Annotated in this window: 12 protein-coding genes; 7 read left to right on the top strand and 5 right to left on the bottom strand. The window is 68.6% G+C overall.

Annotation, left to right across the window (positions count from 1 at the left end):
* The first annotated feature begins 36 nt into the window (after positions 1 to 36).
* The 6 genes from gyrB to AC3WRN_RS06100 all read left to right on the top strand — a co-directional run bounded on the left by gyrB (position 37) and on the right by AC3WRN_RS06100 (position 6,484).
* Positions 37 to 2,472 carry a DNA topoisomerase (ATP-hydrolyzing) subunit B gene (gene gyrB / locus AC3WRN_RS06075; RefSeq protein ID WP_492622291.1) on the top strand — a complete coding sequence of 812 codons (2,436 nt, stop codon included), beginning with the start codon at positions 37 to 39 and terminating at the stop codon, positions 2,470 to 2,472.
* Positions 2,473 to 2,645: 173 nt separating this feature from the next.
* The gene (locus tag AC3WRN_RS06080; protein ID WP_492622292.1) at positions 2,646 to 3,935 is read left to right on the top strand and encodes a tetratricopeptide repeat protein; all 1,290 of its coding nucleotides are present in this window, start codon (positions 2,646 to 2,648) and stop codon (positions 3,933 to 3,935) included.
* A gap of 217 nt (positions 3,936 to 4,152) precedes the next feature.
* On the top strand, positions 4,153 to 4,812 hold the full coding sequence (locus AC3WRN_RS06085) for an energy transducer TonB (RefSeq protein ID WP_068093672.1): 660 nt from the start codon (positions 4,153 to 4,155) through the stop codon (positions 4,810 to 4,812).
* Positions 4,813 to 4,867: 55 nt separating this feature from the next.
* On the top strand, positions 4,868 to 5,641 hold the full coding sequence (locus AC3WRN_RS06090; RefSeq protein ID WP_201028733.1) for a MotA/TolQ/ExbB proton channel family protein: 774 nt from the start codon (positions 4,868 to 4,870) through the stop codon (positions 5,639 to 5,641).
* An 11-nt stretch (positions 5,642 to 5,652) separates the two neighbouring features.
* Complete coding sequence (locus tag AC3WRN_RS06095; protein ID WP_068093678.1) at positions 5,653 to 6,075, top strand: ExbD/TolR family protein; 423 nt, start codon at positions 5,653 to 5,655, stop codon at positions 6,073 to 6,075.
* Between the two features lie 4 nt (positions 6,076 to 6,079).
* Positions 6,080 to 6,484 (top strand): ExbD/TolR family protein, encoded by a 405-nt coding sequence (locus tag AC3WRN_RS06100; protein ID WP_492622293.1) that lies wholly within the window; start codon positions 6,080 to 6,082, stop codon positions 6,482 to 6,484.
* A gap of 76 nt (positions 6,485 to 6,560) precedes the next feature.
* Here AC3WRN_RS06100 and AC3WRN_RS06105 read toward each other — a convergent pair whose 3' ends face one another.
* Both AC3WRN_RS06105 and AC3WRN_RS06110 read right to left on the bottom strand, forming a co-directional pair.
* Entirely contained in the window at positions 6,561 to 7,304 is a 744-nt protein-coding gene (locus tag AC3WRN_RS06105; RefSeq protein ID WP_492622294.1) for a pyridoxine 5'-phosphate synthase, read from the bottom strand.
* 81 nt (positions 7,305 to 7,385) lie between these two features.
* Complete coding sequence (locus tag AC3WRN_RS06110; protein ID WP_492622295.1) at positions 7,386 to 7,964, bottom strand: 4'-phosphopantetheinyl transferase family protein; 579 nt, start codon at positions 7,962 to 7,964, stop codon at positions 7,386 to 7,388.
* A 159-nt stretch (positions 7,965 to 8,123) separates the two neighbouring features.
* Between AC3WRN_RS06110 and AC3WRN_RS06115 the strand changes: the two genes are divergently transcribed.
* Positions 8,124 to 11,603, top strand: a complete 3,480-nt coding sequence (locus AC3WRN_RS06115; protein ID WP_492622296.1) for a hybrid sensor histidine kinase/response regulator — start codon at positions 8,124 to 8,126, stop codon at positions 11,601 to 11,603.
* A 21-nt stretch (positions 11,604 to 11,624) separates the two neighbouring features.
* Here AC3WRN_RS06115 and AC3WRN_RS06120 read toward each other — a convergent pair whose 3' ends face one another.
* The 3 genes from AC3WRN_RS06120 to AC3WRN_RS06130 form a co-directional block, all read right to left on the bottom strand.
* Positions 11,625 to 13,088: a glutamate synthase subunit beta gene (locus AC3WRN_RS06120; RefSeq protein WP_068093693.1), complete on the bottom strand. Its 1,464-nt coding sequence runs from the start codon at positions 13,086 to 13,088 to the stop codon at positions 11,625 to 11,627.
* A 20-nt stretch (positions 13,089 to 13,108) separates the two neighbouring features.
* Complete coding sequence (locus tag AC3WRN_RS06125; protein WP_492622297.1) at positions 13,109 to 17,812, bottom strand: glutamate synthase-related protein; 4,704 nt, start codon at positions 17,810 to 17,812, stop codon at positions 13,109 to 13,111.
* A gap of 206 nt (positions 17,813 to 18,018) precedes the next feature.
* Positions 18,019 to 18,690 (bottom strand): response regulator transcription factor, encoded by a 672-nt coding sequence (locus AC3WRN_RS06130; protein ID WP_068093699.1) that lies wholly within the window; start codon positions 18,688 to 18,690, stop codon positions 18,019 to 18,021.
* Between the last annotated feature and the right edge of the window lie 55 nt (positions 18,691 to 18,745).

Below are 18,745 nucleotides of genomic sequence, written 5' to 3' on the forward strand. Positions count from 1 at the left end.
TCGGGCGGGTTGCTGGCGCCAGGAAACGGTCGACGCATGAACGAACCCATCAACGAATCGCATTACGACTCCAGCAACATCAAGGTCCTGAAGGGCCTGGAGGCGGTGCGCAAGCGCCCGGGCATGTACATCGGCGACACCGATGACGGCACCGGCCTGCACCACATGGTGTTCGAGGTGGTCGACAACGCGATTGACGAGGCGCTGGCCGGCTACTGCGACAAGGTGGTGGTCACCATCCTCGATGACGGTTCGGTCAGCGTCAGCGACAACGGCCGCGGCATCCCGGTCGACATCCACCCGGAGGAGGGCCGTTCCACCGCCGAGGTGGTGATGACAGTGTTGCACGCCGGCGGCAAGTTCGACGCGAATTCGTACAAGGTCTCCGGCGGCCTGCACGGCGTGGGCGTGTCGGTGGTGAATGCGCTCAGCGATCATCTTTGGCTGACCATCCATCGCGACGGTCACGAATACCTGCAGGAGTACGCGCTCGGCGAGCCGCTGTACCCGTTGAAGCAAGTCGGTCCGTCGTCCAAGCGCGGCACCCTGGTGCGCTTCCTGCCCAGCCCGGCCACGTTCACCAGCAACATCGACTTCCACTACGAGATCCTGGCCAAGCGCCTGCGCGAGCTGGCCTTCCTCAACTCCGGCGTCACCATCGATCTGAAGGACGAGCGCGGCGAAGGACGCCAGGACTCGTTTGCCTACGAGGGCGGCATCCGATCATTCGTGCAGCACCTGGCCCAGCTGAAGACCGCGCTGCACCCGAACGTGATCAGCCTGACGGCGGAGCAGGACGGCATCGTGGTGGAGGTGGCGATGCAGTGGACCGACTCCTACCAGGAGACGATGTTCTGCTTCACCAACAACATCCCGCAGCGCGACGGCGGCACCCACCTCACCGGCTTCCGCGCCGCGCTGACCCGCTCGCTGCAGAACTACATCGAGAAATCCGGCCTGGCCAAGAACGCCAAGGTGGGCGCGCTGTCCGGCGACGACATGCGCGAAGGCATGATTGCGGTGCTGTCGGTGAAGGTGCCCGACCCGAAGTTCTCCTCGCAGACCAAGGACAAGCTGGTTTCGTCCGAGGTCAAGACCGTGGTCGAGCAGGTCGTCAACGAAAAGCTCGGCGAGTTCCTGCTGGAACACCCGAACGAAGCGAAGGCGATCGCCTCCAAGGTGGTCGATGCCGCGCGCGCGCGCGAAGCTGCGCGCAAGGCCCGCGAGATGACCCGGCGCAAGGGCGCGCTGGACATCGCCGGCCTGCCGGGCAAGCTGGCCGACTGCCAGGAGAAGGACCCGGCGCTGTGCGAGCTGTTCCTGGTCGAGGGTGACTCCGCCGGCGGCTCGGCCAAACAGGGCCGCAACCGCAAGACCCAGGCCGTGCTGCCGCTGAAGGGCAAGATCCTCAACGTCGAGAAGGCGCGCTTCGACCGCATGCTGGCCTCGGCCGAGGTGGGCACCCTGATCACCGCGCTCGGCACCGGCATCGGCAAGGACGAGTACAACCCGGACAAGCTGCGTTACCACCGCATCATCCTGATGACCGACGCGGACGTCGACGGCTCGCATATCCGCACCCTGCTGCTGACCTTCTTCTACCGGCAGATGCCGGAGCTGATCGAGCGCGGCCACATCTACATCGGCCTGCCGCCGCTGTACAAGGTGAAGCAGGGCAAGCAGGAGCTGTACATCAAGGACGACACCGCGTTGAACGACTACTTGATCTCCAGTGCGGTCGACAACGCCGCGCTGACCTACAACCCGGACGCGCCGCCGATCGCCGGCGAGGCGCTGGAAAAGCTGCTGCGCGGCTACCAGCACGCGCTGGACCAGATCGCCAAGCTGGCACATCGCTTCGATGCCGCCGTGTTGAACGCCCTGCTTGAACACACGCCGATGGCGCCGGCGCTGTGGGCCGATTCGCTTGCGATGCAGGCGTGGCTCGACGGCGCCACCCAGCGCCTGGCCGCCAGCGGACTGGGCAAGCCGCATTACCGCATGTCGCTGCGCCCGGCTCACGGCGAGCAGCCGGCCGCGATCGAGGTGGTGAAGGAACAGCACGGGCTCAGCCATACCTGGTTGCTGCCGCAGCCGTTCTTCGCCAGCAACGAGTTCCGCCCGCTGCTGGCGATCAGCCAGCAGATCGCCGGCATGATCCAGCCCGACGCCGTGGTGCGCCGCGGCAACGCCTCGCGTGGCGTGCTCAGCTTCCTCGACGCCCGCAACTGGTTGTTGGACGAGGCCAAGAAGGGTCGCAGCATCCAGCGCTTCAAGGGCCTGGGCGAAATGAATCCGGAGCAGCTGTGGGATACCACGGTGAACCCGGACACCCGGCGCATGCTGCAGGTCGGCATCGAGGACGCCATCGCGGCCGACCAGATGTTCTCGATGCTGATGGGCGAGGCGGTCGAACCGCGCCGCGATTTCATCGAGGCGAACGCGCTGAAGGTGGCCAACCTGGACATCTGACCATGCACACCGGCGCGCGGGCCGCGCCGATGTCCGGGATGGCGATCAAGTAATTGATTTTTAACGAGCTTTGATGCGGCAGTGCAACTTGTTATCGCTTGCCGGATCGGGTTATTCTCCACAATTCCCCCGCGTCAATCGATCGATACGCGCAGACAGAAACGAGGATCACCATGAAGCATGCCCGAGGGTTAACCATGCTGGCCGGCGTTGCGCTGTTGCTGGGCGTGGCCAGCAGCCCGGCGCTGGCGCGCAAGAGCGATGACGCCAAACCCAAGAAGGAAGTGCTGTATCCGAACGCGACCCGCGTCGAGCCGAAGCTCGACCTGACCAGCGAGAAGGACCAGAAAAACCTCAACGCCGGCCTGGACGCCGTCAACGAGGGCGACAAGGCCAAGGCCGAGCAAGTGCTGCAGCCGATCATCGACGGCAGCAAGAGCAAGTACGCCCAGGCGCTTGCCCTGCAGGGCATGGCCAGCCTCCATTACAACGACGGCGACACCAAGGGTGCGATCGCCTCGCTGCAGCGCTCGCTGGCGCTCGGCGTGATGCCGAACGATACCTACTTCCAGCTGATGTACATGCTGGCGCAGTTCCAGATGGCCGACGAGCAGTACCAGCCCGCGCTGGACACGATCACCAAGTGGCGCGCCGAGGGCAAGAAGGAAACCGCCGACTCCTACGCGCTCGAGGGCAACGCCGACTATCGCCTCAACAAGTATCCCGAGGCGATCGCCGCGATCACCAAGGCCAAGTCGCTGACCGACAAGCCGCAGCCGACCTGGGACCAGATCCTGATGGCCAGCTACGCCGAGTCCGGCCAGAACGACAAGGCCGCCGCGCTGGCGCAGAGCCAGCTCGGTGCCAACCCGGATGACCCGAACGCGCTCAACAACGCGGTGGCGGTGCTGACCCAGGCGCAGAAGTACCCGCAGGCGATCCAGATGCTGGAAAGTGCCCGCGCCGCCGGCAAGCTCACCAAGGACACGCAGTACGTGAACCTGGCCAAGCTGTACCTGATCACCGGCCAGGACGGTGCCGACCCGGCGCCGAATGCGACCAAGGCCGGCCAGGTGCTCGAGGAAGGCATCAGCAAGGGCGTGGTCAAGGCCGACGCGGATACCTACGTGCTGCTCGGCCAGTCGGCCGAACTGGCCAACAACACCGGCAAGGCGATCGACTACTACAACAAGGCCGAGCCGACCGCCACCGACGGCGAGCCCGCGTTGCGCAGCGGCCGCCTGCTGCTGAGCGAGAACAAGTACAGCCAGGCCAAGACCCTGATCCAGCGGGGCATCGACAAGGGCGTCAAGCACAAGGGCACGGCATACATGCTGCTGGCCGAGGCCGAGCGCGGGCTGAAGAACAAGCCGGGCGCGATCGACGCCATGAAGAAAGCGGCCCAGGATCCCGAGACGGCCGCGAAGGCCAAGGCATGGCTGCAGAAGAGCGGTGCGGGCTGATCCGCACCGCTGCGGCGTGCGCCACGGTGCGGATGGACGTCCATATTTCCTCCCCCTCGGTGCTATACAAATGCCATGCTCTGTTGTAACGTTGAAAACCTTTCCCTGCGTATCCCCAGCGGCAAGTTCTTTCCGGGTTCCGTCCATGCATCGGACGGTTTCGGGTCAAGCCCTGCGGCAACGTTCTCTTCCGTTGATCAGCTTCAGACAGTGACAGATGGCCTCAAGTAACGAAGATATCGGGCGCGAGCCGTTTAGCTGGAAGCGCACCTGGGCATTGGCAGTTGCCATCGGACTGCATGCGTTTGCGTTCCTGTTGATCGTGGCGCCAATGGCGCCCCCGCATCAGGACCACAAGGAAAAGGAACGCATCGTCCAGGTGAACTTCATCGAACCGCCGCCGCCGCCGCCGCCACCGCCGCCGCCGCCGCCGGAGCCGCCGAAGCAGCCGCCGCCGAAGATCATCCAGCAGATCAAGCCGCCACCGACCCCGCCGCCGCCGACTCCGCCGCCGCCGGTGGAAGAGGTGTCGAGCAATGCAGTGGCCGCTGCGCCGCCTGCGCCGCCGGCACCGCCTGCGCCGCCGGCGGACATCACGGCCAGCTCGGATCTCAGCTACAACAGCCGGCTTCAGCCGAAGTATCCGCCGCAGGCCATTCGCCAGCGGCACGAGGGTACGGTCGTGCTGATGATCCTGGTGGGTGTGGATGGCTCGCCCAAGGACATCCAGATCGACCGGTCCAGCGGCTACCATGAACTTGATCGTGCCGCCATGGATGCCGCACGCCGTTGGCGCTTCAATCCAACGATCCGAAATGGACAAAAAGTTGAAGGGTACGCACGCGTTCCGGTCAACTTCAATCTCAGCCAGCTGTAACCGGGTTCGCCCGGTTACGGTTACAGTTCACGCTTGACTTCCCTAGGGTAGCGTTATGTTCCTACAGACTCCTGATACGACCGGTGCCGCGCAGGCGATGGGTGGCAACACCAATGCCGAAGCCATGAAGCAGATGGGCTTCGACAACCTGATCCAGAACTTCGACTGGCTAGGCTGGGTGGTCTTCGTGACCCTGGTCGCGATGTCGTTCCTGTCGTGGTACTTCATCATCGCCAACGGCATCCGCAATGCGACCGTGAAGGCCCGTGCCGACAAGGTCATCAACGGCTTCTGGGGCAACGGCTCCACCCAGGACGCGATCCGCGAACTGGAAGCCCAGCCGCGCAGCGAGCCGTTCTCCAAGATCGCGCTCGACGCCGCCTCGGCGGTCGCCCACCACCAGCAGGCCACCACGGCGGCAGGCACCACCGGCCGCCTGGCCGAATCGCTGAGCCGTTCGGAGTTCATCGACCGCGCCCTGCGCCAGGCCGTGGCCCGCGAGAGCCTGCGTCTGGAAGGCGGCATGACCCTGCTCGCCACGGTGGGTTCGGCGGCGCCGTTCGTCGGCCTGCTCGGTACCGTGTGGGGCATCTACCACGCCCTGATCCGCATCGCCGCTTCCGGCAACGCGTCGATGAACGCGGTGGCTGGCCCGGTCGGCGAGGCGCTGATCATGACCGCGTTCGGTCTGTTCGCCGCGATCCCGGCGCTGTTCGCCTACAACTTCTTCAGCCGCTCGAACCGCGTGGTGTACGCCCGTTTCGACGAATTCGCGCACGACCTGCACGACTTCTTCGCCACCGGTTCGCGCGTCGAAAGCCAGAAGTGAGGGATTGACCCATGGCAGTCAGCCTAGGTGGCAATTCCGGCGGTCCGATGTCGGAAATCAACGTCACGCCGCTGGTCGACGTGATGTTGGTACTGCTGATCATCTTCATGATCACGGCGCCGCTGATGTCGCACTCCATCACGATCGACCTGCCCACCGCGAATCCCAAGACGCCGGACTCCGAGATGGCGGTGCCGCCGCTGGATCTGGCGGTCAAGCAGGACGGCAGCATGTACTTCAACGACCACCTGGTCACCGAAGCCGAGTTGCGGGCACAGTTCGCGGTGAATGCGCAGAAGTCGCCCCAGCCGGAGCTGCAGATCCGCGCGGACAAGGGTACCGAGTTCAAGATCGTGAAGAAGATCATCGGCGACGCCAAGGATTCGGGCATGGTGCATGTCGCGTTCATGACCACTGACGCGCCGAAGGGGTGACGAGATGGCTTTCACTACCAACACCAGTGGACCGATGTCGGAAATCAACGTCACGCCGCTGGTCGACGTGATGCTGGTGCTGCTGATCATCTTCATGATCACGGCGCCGGTGCTCGCGCACCGGATCCAGGTCGACCTGCCGCAACCGAATCCGAACGTGGTTCCGCCGACCAACCCGCCGGATCCGATCCACCTGAAGATCGACCAGGCTGGCGCGCTGTACTGGAACGATACGCCGGTGGACGAGCTGGGCCTGAAGGCGCAGTTCGCGGTGATCGCCCAGCAGAGCAACCAACCGGAAATCCAGATCGCCGCGGCCGACGCGGTGGCCTACGAGCATGTGGCGCGCGTACTGGCTGACGCGAAGAGCTACAAGCTGGTGAAGATCGGGTTCACCGAAAACCTCTGATCCGGTATTCCGGGGCAGTATCAAGCACGAAACCCCCGCCTCGCGCGGGGGTTTTCGTATGCATGGGAAACGTCGCTCAGCGCAGGATCTGCAGGTAATTGTGCACCGTGGTGGCCAGGCCTTCGTACAGCGCCTCGCCGATCAGTGCATGGCCGATCGAGACCTCGGCCAGGCCGGGGATCGCCGCCTTGAACGTGCCCAGGTTCGCCTGGCTGAGATCGTGCCCCGCGTTCACCGCCAGCCCGGCCTGCTGCGCGTGCCGCGCGGTATCGGCGCAGGCGGCCAGCGCGGCCTGGGGCCGGCCCTCGGCAAAGGCGTGGGCGTAAGGCCCGGTGTAGATCTCGATGCGCTCCACGCCGATCGAGGCGGCCAGCTCGAAACCCCGGCAGCCGGCGTCCACGAACAGGCTGACCCGGCAGCCGAGCGCGCGCAGTTCGTCGACCAGCGGCTGCAGCCGCGGGAGATCGCGCTGCAGGTCGAAGCCGTGGTCGGAGGTGATCTGGCCGTCGCCGTCGGGCACCAGGGTGACCTGGGCCGGGCGCACCTCGCGGGCCAGCGCGAGCAGCCCGGGGTAGGCGCCGCGGGCGGCGGCGAACGGATTGCCCTCGATGTTGTACTCGACCCGGCCGCGCAGGGTCGCGGCCAGCGCGCGCACGTCGTCCGGACGCACGTGGCGCAGGTCGGGGCGCGGGTGCACGGTGATGCCGCCGCAGCCGGCCTCGATGCAGGTCTGCGCAGCGCGGCAGATGTCGGGCTCGTCGCCGCCGCGCGAATTGCGCAGCACGGCGATCTTGTTGAGGTTGACGCTGAGCAGGGTCATCGCGGACGGGCGCTCCCGGGTAGAGCCGTGGACAGGGCAACGCCGGCGGCGATGCCGGCGGGGTCGGAAACAGTGCGCCGATCAGCCGCGGCTGGCAAGCGTGCCGAAGCGGACCTGCCGTTCGCCGCCACGCCACGCCAGCGTCGCGACCAGTCCGGGCGCGATGGCCAGCCGCCGCAACTGCCAGGCCGCGGCGTCGTCGCCCTCGAGACGTTGCAGGCTGGGCCGCTCGGCGGTGCCGGCGATGCTGAGGCGGTCCAGTCCGAACGCGAGGCCGCGTCCCAAAGCCTTCAGCACCGCCTCCTTGGCCGTCCATAGTTCGAGGAAGGCGGCGCTGCGCGCGGTCGGCGGCAGCGCGGCGAGCGCGGCGGCCTCTTCGGCGCTGAAGTAGCGCTCGGCGATCGCCAGCGCGCGGGGACGGGGGCGCAGGCATTCGAGATCGACGCCGGGAGCGACGTGCCGGCCCACCGCCACCAGCGCATGGGCGCCGCTGTGCGACCAGTTGAAGTCGAGCGAGGGATCGTGCCCGCCGGCCAGCACCGGCCGGCCGTAGGCGCCTTCCGCCAGCACGACCCGATCCGCCGGCAAGCCGAGGTAGGCGGCCAGCACCGCGCGCAGCGGTCCGCGTCCGTCCCGCGGGTGGTAGTCCAGTCGCCACACGTGAATCTCGTCATCGCGCAGGTGCTCTGCTACGTTGGCAAGCGTCGGTAGGCGCGCGGCGGTCATCCGCGCATGGTGCCGCCCGCGCCGGCGCCGCACAAGCGCATGCCCGGGCTCTGGCGCAGAGCAGGAACGGGTTCGAGTGAGAGGGGTGAGGGCTTGATCCAGGGCTGGCTGCTGCTGCTGGTGTCGCTGCTGTACGTCGGGCTGCTGTTCGTGGTGGCCTACGCCGGCGACCGGCGGCCGCTGTACCCGCGCCAGCCGCGGCTGCGCCCGATCGTCTACAGCCTGGCGCTGGCGGTGTACTGCTCGTCGTGGACGTTCTACGGCGCAGTCGGCACGGCCGCGCGCGACGGCCTGGCCTACCTGCCGATCTATCTCGGCCCGATCCTGCTGTACGTGTTCGGCTTCGGCCTGCTGCGCCGGCTGGTGCAGGTGGTGAGGCAGCGCAACATCACCTCGATCGCGGACTTCATCGGCGCGCGCTTCGGCAAGTCGCACGGCCTGGCCGCGCTGGTGGCGGTGATCGCGGTGGTCGCGGTGGTGCCGTACATCGCGCTGCAGTTCAAGGCGGTGGCGATGTCGTTCGGCGTGCTCGGCGGAACCGCGCTGGGCGCGGTCAGGAGCGGCGGCATCGACAGCGCGATGTGGTGCGCGGTGCTGCTGGCGGTGTTCGCGATCCTGTTCGGCACGCGCAGCATCGACGCCACCGAGCACCACCACGGCATGATGCTGGCGATCGCGCTGGAGTCGCTGATCAAGCTGCTGGCATTCGTGGTATTGGCAGGCTACGCGCTGTGGCGGGGGCCGGGGCTGGTCGGCACCGTGCAACTGCCGGTTGCCCAGCTGAGCCACGGCCTGTCGCCCGGCTTCCTCGCGCAGACCATGCTGGCGTTCTGCGCGATGTTCTGCCTGCCGCGGCAGTTCCAGATCGGCATGGTCGAGTGCGAGGACGCCGGCGACCTCACCCGCGCGCGCTGGATGGTGCCGCTGTACCTGGTCGTCGTCAGCGTGGCGGTGCTGCCGATCGTGGCGGCCGGCGCGCGCATGCCGCTGCTGCACGCGAGCGGTGCCGATGCGTGGGTGCTGACCCTGCCGATGGCGCACGGCGACCGCGGCATGGCGCTGCTGGCCTTCATCGGCGGCTTTTCGGCGGCCACCGGCATGGTGATCGTGGCCTCGGTGGCGCTGTCGACGATGATCAGCAACGACCTGGCGATGCCCGCGCTGCTGCGCATCCGCCGGCTGCGGCTGGAGCAGCGCAGCGATCTGTCGCAGCTGGTGCTGGGCGTGCGCCGGATCGCGATCATCGCGCTGGCGCTGATGGCCTACGCCTACTACCGGGTGGCCGCGAACGCGGAGAACCTGGCCGCCACCGGCCTGCTCGCATTCGCCGCGGTGGCACAGTTCGCGCCCGCGCTGATCGCCGCACTGTACTGGCGCGGCGCCAGCCGCCGCGGCGTGGTGACGGGTCTGGCCGGCGGTTTCGTGGTGTGGCTGTACACCATGCTGCTGCCTGCGGTGGTGCGCACGGACCAGTGGCTGCACCACGGACCGTTCGGCTGGGACTGGCTGCGCCCGCAGGCGCTGTTCTACCTGAGCGGCTGGGATCCGGTGATGCACGGCACGTTCTGGTCGCTGCTGGTCAATGCGGGCTGCCTGGTGTTCGTCTCGCTGCGCTTCCGGCCCAGCCTGGAGGAACGCCTGCACGCGGCGGTGTTCATGGACGCCGACCCGGCCAGCCGCGGCGGCGCCGGCGACTGGCGCGGTCGCGTGGCGGTGGCCGACCTGCGCACCATCGCCGAGCGCATCGTGGGCGAGCGCAGCAGCGTGCGCGCGTTCGAGGAGTACGCGCAGCGGCGCGACAAGCCGCTGCTGCCCGGCGAGGCGGCCGACCGCGCGCTGATCCAGTACACCGAGCGCCTGCTCGCCTCGGCGGTGGGCGCGGCCAACGCGCGGCGCATCCTGATCAGCGCGCTGTCCGGCAGCGGCCTCGACCTGGCCGAGTCGGTGGCGCTGCTGGACGAGGCCTCGCAGGAACTGCGCTTCAACCGCGAGCTGCTCTCCACCACGCTGGAAAACGTCTCGCAGGGCATCAGCGTGGTCGACGCGCAGATGCGGCTGGTGGCGTGGAACCGCCGCTACCTGGAGCTGTTCGACTACCCCGACGGCATGGTCCACGTGGGCGTGCCGGTGGCCGAGCTGATCCGCTGGAACGCCGAGCGCGGCGAGTGCGGCCCGGGCGAGGTCGAGGCGCACGTGGCCAAGCGCATCCAGTACATGCGCGCCGGTTCGCCGCACCTGTTCCAGCGCGTGCGCCCCGACGGCACGGTGATCGAGATGCGCGGCCGCGCGCTGCCCGGCGGCGGCTACGTCACCACCTACACCGACGTCACCGCGTACAAGCATGCCGAGCAGGCGCTGATCGAGGTGAACGAGACGCTGGAGCAGCGCGTCGAGCAGCGCACCGCCGAGCTGTCCGAGGCGCTGGCCGCCACCGCGCAGGCGCGCCGCGCGGCGGAAACCGCGAACATCTCCAAGACGCGCTTCCTCGCCGCCGCCAGCCACGACCTGCTGCAGCCGCTGAACGCGGCGCGCCTGTTCACCTCGGCGCTGCGCCAGCATTCCGGGCTGGACGCCGAAGCGAGCGGGCTGGCCGAGCGCATCGACGCCTCGTTCCGGGCCGCCGAGGACCTGCTCGACGCGCTGCTCGACATCTCGCGGCTGGACGCCGGCAGCTACCATCCCGAAGTCGGCGGCTTCGCGCTGGCCGAACTGTTCGATTCGCTGAAGGCGCAGTTCGCGGTGGTCGCCGAGCAGCGCGATCTGCGCCTGCGCGTGGTGCCGACCACGCTCGCCGTGCGCAGCGATCCGCAGCTGCTGCGCCGGATCCTGCAGAACTTCCTTTCCAACGCGCTGCGCTATACCAGCCGGGGTGGCGTGCTGCTGGGCGCGCGGCGGGTGGGGGGCGAGGTGCGCATCGAGGTGTGGGATTCCGGCCCCGGCGTCGCGGCGGAGCAGCGCGCGCGCATCTTCGATGAGTTCCAGCGGCTGGAACACCCGTCGCCGTGGGGCGAGAAAGGGCTGGGCCTGGGCCTGTCGATCTGCGACCGCCTCGCCGGCATGCTCGGCCACCGGCTCGACCTGCATTCGCGGGTCGAGCACGGCAGCTGCTTCGCGGTGACCGTGCCGCGCAGCGAGGCGGTGCCGGTGCGGCGCCAGCGGGTGGAGCGCGCCGGCCCGGACAAGCAGCTGCCGCTGACCGTGCTGTGCCTGGACAACGACGCCAGCATCCTCGACGGCATGCGCGCCCTGCTCAGCCGCTGGGGGGTCGATTGCCGCACCGCGCTGGACGTGGCGCAGGCCCGCGCCGAACTGAGGCGCGGGCCCATCGACCTGATCCTGGCCGACTACCACCTGACCGACAGCGTCGACGGCCTGCAGGCATTGCAGCAGCTGCGCGACGCGCTGGGCGAACTGCCGCCGGTGGCGATGATCACCGCCGACGGCAGCAGCGAGCTGAAGCAGCGCGCCCGTGCGCGCGGCTACCCGGTGCTGCACAAGCCGGTGCGCCCGGCCGCGTTGCGTGCGCTGCTGACCGCGCTGGTGCGGCGCCAGGGCGAGGACCGGCCCGCCTGAGCCGGCGGGCGGGTCAGCCGGTCAGCGCGGCAGGCTGGAATGGCCCATCAGGAACTCGTCCACCGCGTGCGCGCACTGGCGCCCTTCGCGGATCGCCCAGACCACCAGCGACTGGCCGCGGCGCATGTCGCCGGCGGCGAAGACCTTGTCCACGCTGGTGCGATAGCCGCCGCGGGCCTCGGTACCGGCCCTGGCGTTGCCGCGTGCATCCTTGGCCACGCCGAACGCGTCCAGCACGCCCTGCGCGGGCGCGACGAAGCCCATGGCCAGCAGCACCAGGTCCGCCTGGATCTCGAACTCGCTGCCGGCCACCTCGTGCATCTTGCCGTCCTTCCACTCCAGCCGGACAGCGGTGAGGCTTTTGACCCTGCCCTTGCCGTCGTCGTTGAAGCACTTGGTGGCTACCGCCCAGTCGCGCTGGCAGCCTTCCTCGTGCGAGCTGGAGGTGCGCAGGCGGATCGGCCAGTACGGCCACACCAGCGGCTTGTCCTCCTGCCTGGGCGGCCGCGGCAGCAGCTCGAACTGGGTCACCGCCACGGCGCCTTGCCGGTTCGAAGTGCCCACGCAGTCGGAACCGGTGTCGCCGCCGCCGATGACGACGACCTGCTTGCCGGTGGCGACCAGCTGGTCGTTCAGCGCGTCGCCGGCCGCCACGCGGTTCGCCTGCGGCAGGAACTCCATCGCGAAATGCACGCCCTGCAGCGCGCGGCCGGGCACCGGCAGGTCGCGCGGGGTTTCCGCGCCGCCGGTGAGCGCCACCGCGTCGAATTCCCGCAGCAGCAGTTCGGGCGCGATCACGCTGACCTTGCCGTGGTGCCCGGCGTCGGCCGCGGCGCCCACGAACACGCCGGTGCGGAACTGCACGCCTTCGCCGCGCATCTGCTCCAGGCGCCGGTCGATGTGGCCCTTGTCCAGCTTGAAGTCGGGGATGCCGTAGCGCAGCAGGCCGCCGATGCGGTCGCTCTTCTCGAACACGGTCACCGCGTGGCCGGCGCGGGCCAGCTGCTGCGCGGCGGCCAGCCCGGCCGGGCCGGAGCCGACCACGGCCACCTTCCAGCCGGTTTTGCGCGCGGCCGGCTGCGCCACCACCCAGCCTTCCTCCCACGCCTTGTCGATGATCTTGTGCTCGATCGACTTGATGCCCACGGCATCGTCGTTGATGTTCAGCGTGCAGGCGGCCTCGCAGGGAGCGGGGCAGATGCGGCCGGTGAACTCGGGGAAGTTGTTGGTCGAATGCAGCACGTCGATCGCGCGCTTCCAGTCCTGCCGGTACACCAGGTCGTTGAAGTCCGGAATGATGTTGTTGACCGGGCAGCCCTGGTGGCAGAACGGCGTGCCGCAGTCCATGCAGCGCGCGGCCTGCAATTTGGCCTGGTCGTCGGACAGCTGCTGGGTGAACTCGTGCCAGTGCTTCTTGCGCTGCGCGGGCGCCTCGCTGGTTTCCTGCAGGCGCGGGTACTCGAGAAAGCCGGTGATCTTGCCCATCTGTGGTGTTCCCCCTGGACTCAGGCCGTGGCCTTCTCGGTGGATGCGGTCGCGGTTTCCCGCGGCGGTTGGGCCAGCGCGCGCTTGTACTCGTGCGGCATCACCTTGACGAAATGCGTGCGCGCATTGATCCAGTCGTGCAGGATCGCCCTGGCGCGGAAACTGCCGGTGTAGCGGAAATGCGCCTCGAGCAGCCGGCGCAGGATCGCCTCGTCGGTTTCGCCGGCGCCGCCGCGGGTGGGCGGATGCCACAGCGCCCGCGGCACCCGCAGCTCCTGCTCGACGCCGGAGAGCAGCGGTTCCAGGCCGACCATGGAAAGATTGCAGCGCGGCTGGAAGTGCAGCTCGGGGTCGTAGACGTAGGCCACCCCGCCGGACATGCCGGCGGCGAAATTCCGCCCGGTCTCGCCGAGCAGGACCACGGTGCCGCCGGTCATGTATTCGCAGCCGTGGTCGCCGACGCCTTCCACCACGGCCGTGGCGCCGGAGTTGCGCACGGCGAAGCGTTCGCCGGCGACGCCATTGAAGTAGGCCTCGCCTTCGGTGGCGCCGTACAGCACCGTGTTGCCGGCGATGATGTGCTCCGGGCCGAAGCCGTGGAAGTCGTTCGGCGAGCGCACCACGATGCGTCCGCCGGACAGGCCCTTGCCCACGTAGTCGTTCGCCTCGCCGACCAGGTCGAGCGTGATGCCGCGGGCCAGGAACGCGCCGAAGCTCTGTCCGGCGGTGCCGTCCATCTGGATGTGGATGCTGTCGTCGGGCAGGCCGGCGTGGCCGTGGCGGCGCGCCACCTCGCCGGAAAGCATGGTGCCCACGGTGCGGTTCACGTTGCGCACGCTGACGATGAAGCTGGTTCGTTCGCCGCGCTCCAGCGCGGGCCGGGCCTTCTCGATCAGGGTGTGGTCGAGCGCCTTGCCGGCCTGGTCGAGGCCGTGGTCCTGTGCGGACACGTGCCGCCGCGCCACCTCCGCCGGCACCTCGGGGCGGTAAAACACGCGGGCGAAATCCAGCCCGCGCGTCTTCCAGTGCGCGATGCCCTGGCGGATGTCGAGCAGGTCGGCGCGGCCGACCAGTTCGTCGAAGCGGCGGATGCCCAGCTGCGCCATGATCCGGCGCGCCTCCTCGGCCACGAAGAAGAAGTAGTTCACCACGTGCTCGGGCTTGCCGCTGAACTTCCTGCGCAGTACCGGATCCTGCGTGGCCACGCCGGTGGGGCAGGTGTTGAGGTGGCACTTGCGCATCATGATGCAGCCTTCCACCACCAGCGGCGCGGTGGCGAAGCCGAATTCGTCGGCGCCGAGCAGGGCGCCGATCACCACGTCGCGGCCGGTCTTCATCTGGCCGTCCGCCTGCACCCGGATGCGGCCGCGCAGGCGGTTCAGCACCAGGGTCTGCTGGGTTTCGGCCAGGCCCAGTTCCCACGGCGTGCCGGCGTGCTTGATCGACGACCACGGCGAGGCGCCGGTGCCGCCGTCGTGGCCGGCGATCACCACGTGGTCGGCCTTGGCCTTGGCCACGCCGGCCGCCACCGTGCCCACGCCCACCTCGGACACCAGCTTCACCGAGATCGACGCCTGCGGGTTGCAGTTCTTCAGGTCGTGGATGAGCTGGGCCAGGTCCTCGATCGAGTAGATGTCGTGGTGCGGCGGCGGCGAGATCAGGCCCACCCCCGGCACCGAGAAGCGCAGCCGGGCGATGTAGTCGGAGACCTTGTGGCCGGGCAGCTGGCCGCCCTCGCCGGGCTTGGCGCCCTGCGAGATCTTGATCTGGATCTGGTCGGCCGAGACCAGGTAGGCCGCGGTGACGCCGAAGCGGCCCGAGGCCACCTGCTTGATGCGCGAGCGCAGCGAGTCGCCGGCCTCGAGTTCGAGATCGCGTTCGATGTGCGCCTCGCCGAGCAGGCCGGCGACGGTGTCGCCCTGCTTGATCGCCACGCCGCGCAGCTCGCCCTGGTAGCGCGCCTCGTCCTCGCCGCCTTCGCCCGTGTTGGACTTGCCGCCGATGCGGTTCATCGCGATGGCCAGCGTGGTGTGCGCCTCGGTCGAGATCGAGCCCAGCGACATCGCGCCGGTGACGAAGCGCTTGACGATCTCGGCGGCCGGTTCCACTTCGTCCAGCGGAATCGCCGCGGCCGGGTCGAGGCGGAACTCGAACAGCCCGCGCAGCGTCATCAGGCGCCGGCTCTGGTCGTTGACCAGCTGCGAATACTCCTGGTAGGTCTGCGCGTTGTTGGCGCGGGTGGCGTGCTGCAGCTTGGCCACCATGTCCGGCGTCCACATGTGTTCCTCGCCGCGCACGCGCCAGGCGTACTCGCCGCCCACGTCCAGCGCGTCGGCCAGCACCGGGTCGTCGCCGTAGGCGGCGGCGTGCAGGCGCAGCGCTTCCTCGGCCACCTCGAACAGGCCGATGCCCTCGATGTTGGAGGTGGTGCCGGTGAAGTACTTGTCCACCAGCTCGCGGCTCAGGCCCACAGCCTCGAAGATCTGCGCACCGGTGTAGGACATGTAGGTGGAGATGCCCATCTTGGACATCACCTTCTGTAGGCCCTTGTCGATCGCCTTGATGTAGTTGCGGATCGCCTTCTCCGCGCCGATCCCGTCGCTGCCCGCGGCGAAGTGCTGCGCCAGCACTTCCATCGCCAGGTAGGGGTGGATCGCCTCGGCCCCGTAGCCGGCGAGCAGGGCGAAGTGGTGCACCTCGCGCGCCGAGCCGGTCTCCACCACCAGGCCGGTGCTGGTGCGCAGGCCCTTGGTGACCAGGTGCTGGTGGACGGCCGAGGTGGCCAGCAGGGCCGGGATCGCCACGCGCTCGCGGTCGCTGCGCCGGTCGGACACGATCAGGATGTTGTGGCCCTGGCGGATCGCGTCGGTGGCTTGCGCGCACAGCGAGGCGAGGCGCGCCTCGATGCCCGCCTTGCCCCAGGCCGCCGGGTAGGTGATGTCCAGCTCGAAGCTGCGGAACTTGCTCTTGGAGTAGCGCCCGATCTTGCGGATCTTGGCCATCTCGGCGAAGTCCAGCACCGGCTGGGCCACCTCCAGCCGCAGCGGCGGGTTGATGTTGTTGATGTCCAGCAGGTTGGGCTTGGGCCCGATGAAGGACACCAGCGACATCACCAGCTGCTCGCGGATCGGGTCGATCGACGGGTTGGTGACCTGCGCGAACAGCTGGCGGAAATAGTTGTACAGCGACTTGCTGCGCTCCGACAGCACCGCCATCGGCGAGTCGTTGCCCATCGCGCCGATCGCCTCCTCGCCGGCCTGCGCCATCGGCAGCAGCTGGAACTTCAGGTCCTCCTGGGTGTAGCCGAAGGCCTGCTGGCGGTCGAGCAGGCTGTCGACGGCGCGCGCTTCGGCGCGCGGCTCCGGCAGCGCGTCCAGCTTGATCCGGATGTGCTCGATCCACTGCTTGTACGGCCGGGCGTTGGCCAACTGGTCCTTCAGCTCCTTGTCGTCGATGATGCGGCCCGCTTCCATGTCGATCAGCAGCATCCTGCCCGGCTGCAGCCGCCACTTCTTCACGATGCGCGATTCGGCGACGGGCAGCACGCCGGCCTCGGAGGCCAGGATCACCAGATCGTCGTCGGTGATCAGGTAGCGCGCCGGGCGCAGGCCGTTGCGGTCGAGCGTGGCGCCGACCTGGCGGCCGTCGGTGAAGGCGATCGCGGCGGGGCCGTCCCAGGGTTCCATCATCGCGGCGTGGTATTCGTAGAACGCGCGGCGGTTGTCGTCCATCAGCGTGTGGCGTTCCCAGGCCTCGGGAATCATCATCATCATCGCGTGCGACAGCGGGTAGCCCGCCATGGTCAGCAGCTCGAGGCAGTTGTCGAACGAGGCGGTGTCGGACTGGCCGGGGTAGATCAGCGGCCACAGCTTCGCCAGGTCGTCGCCGAGCACCGGCGAGGAGATCGCGCCGGTGCGCGCGTTGATCCAGTTCACGTTGCCCTTGACCGTGTTGATCTCGCCGTTGTGCGCGATCATGCGGTAGGGGTGGGCCAGTTCCCACGCGGGGAAGGTGTTGGTGGAGAAGCGCTGGTGCACCAGCGCCAGCGCCGACACGGTGCGCGGGTCGGCCAGGTCGAGGTAGTACTGGCCGACCTGGCCGGCCAGCAGCAGGCCCTTGTAGACCACTGTGCGGCTGGACATCGAGGGGACGAAGTATTCCTTGCCGTGCTTCAGGCCCAGCGCGCGGATCGCGTGGCTGGAGGTCTTGCGGATGACATACAGCTTGCGCTCCAGCGCGTCGGGCACCATGACGTCGGGCCCGCGCCCGATGAAGAGCTGTCGCACCACCGGTTCGGTCGCCTTGACCGCCGGCGACATCGGCATCCCGGCGTCGACGCGCACGTCGCGCCAGCCCAGCACCACCTGGCCCTCGGCCCGCACGGTGCGCTCCAGCTCCTGTTCGCAGGCCAGCCGCGAGGCGTGCTCCTTGGGCAGGAAGATCATGCCCACGCCGTATTCGCCCGGCGGCGGCAGCTGCACGCCCTGCTGCGCCATGTCCTCGCGGTAGAGCAGGTCGGGGATCTGGATCAGGATGCCGGCGCCGTCGCCCATCAGCGGATCGGCGCCGACCGCGCCGCGGTGATCCAGGTTGCGCAGGATCAGCAGGCCCTGCTGGACGATGTCGTGGCTTTTCCTGCCCTTGATGTGGGCGACGAAACCCACGCCGCAGGCGTCGTGTTCGTTGGATGGGCTGTACAAACCCTGCGCGCGCGGCTGAGCCATGTTCTCCACTCCCGGCATGGGGAGAATCGACTATAGTGCGCCGCAACAAAAGAAAGCAAGAAAATCAAATAGCCGTATATAAGGCTGATTGACGGCGTGCCCCGGCGCCGAAGAAACCGCGTCCGGGCCGCATCGGCGCAGGCGATACGGCGGGCGGCTCGGGATGTCCGGCCCAACCCAGGCCCGATCCGCTCGCCCGCAAGGGCTCAGTCGGGATCGTCCGCTATGGCCGGCAGGCTTTCCTGGTCGACCGCGAGCTGGCTGGCGAGCAGGGCCACCTGGGTGCGGTTGTTGACGCCGAGCTTGCGCATGATCGCGGTCATGTGCGCCTTCACGGTGGCCTCGGAGACGCCCAGCTCCCATGCGATCTGCTTGTTCAGCAGGCCCTCGGCTATCATCGTCATCACGCGGAACTGCTGCGGCGTCAGCGCGGCTACCTGCGCGGCGGCGGCCGCTTCGTCGGGCTTGAGCTCGGCGGGGTTGCCGAGCAGGGCCGGCGGCAGCCAGACGTCGCCGTCCAGCACGGCGCGGATCGCCGCCACGATGTCGGCGCCGGCGGTGGACTTGGGGATGTACGCCGAGGCGCCGTGCGCCAGCGCGCGGCGCGCCACCTGCGCCTCCTCGTGGCCGGAGACCACGATGGTCGGCAGCCCCGGGTACTGGCCGCGGATGTGCGCCAGCGCGGAGTAGCCGCGCGCGCCGGGCATGTGCAGGTCGAGCAGCAGCAGCTCGGCGTCGGGGAACTGCTCGATCAGGCCGAGCAGGGTGTGCACGCTGTCGGCCGTATGCACGCGCGCCTGCGGCAGCGCGGCCAGCACCGCGCGCTGCAGGGCATCGCGGAACAGCGGATGGTCGTCGGCGATCAGGATGTCGGGCATGGGCTTCGTCGGGAGTGCAGGAGCGCACCCTGTGCGCGATGCTTTTGTCCGGTGG

The sequence above is a fragment of the Rhodanobacter sp. FW101-FHT13A11 genome (assembly GCF_058790335.1).

Coding starts and splice junctions, on each gene's coding strand:
- AC3WRN_RS06085 (WP_068093672.1), top strand. CDS start 4,153: ATGGCCTCAAGTAACGAAGATATCGGGCGCGAGCCGTTTAGCTGGAAG.
- AC3WRN_RS06090 (WP_201028733.1), top strand. CDS start 4,868: ATGTTCCTACAGACTCCTGATACGACCGGTGCCGCGCAGGCGATGGGT.
- AC3WRN_RS06095 (WP_068093678.1), top strand. CDS start 5,653: ATGGCAGTCAGCCTAGGTGGCAATTCCGGCGGTCCGATGTCGGAAATC.
- gyrB (WP_492622291.1), top strand. CDS start 37: ATGAACGAACCCATCAACGAATCGCATTACGACTCCAGCAACATCAAG.
- AC3WRN_RS06130 (WP_068093699.1), bottom strand. CDS start 18,690: ATGCCCGACATCCTGATCGCCGACGACCATCCGCTGTTCCGCGATGCC.
- AC3WRN_RS06120 (WP_068093693.1), bottom strand. CDS start 13,088: ATGGGCAAGATCACCGGCTTTCTCGAGTACCCGCGCCTGCAGGAAACC.
- AC3WRN_RS06100 (WP_492622293.1), top strand. CDS start 6,080: ATGGCTTTCACTACCAACACCAGTGGACCGATGTCGGAAATCAACGTC.
- AC3WRN_RS06125 (WP_492622297.1), bottom strand. CDS start 17,812: ATGGCTCAGCCGCGCGCGCAGGGTTTGTACAGCCCATCCAACGAACAC.
- AC3WRN_RS06080 (WP_492622292.1), top strand. CDS start 2,646: ATGAAGCATGCCCGAGGGTTAACCATGCTGGCCGGCGTTGCGCTGTTG.
- AC3WRN_RS06105 (WP_492622294.1), bottom strand. CDS start 7,304: ATGACCCTGCTCAGCGTCAACCTCAACAAGATCGCCGTGCTGCGCAAT.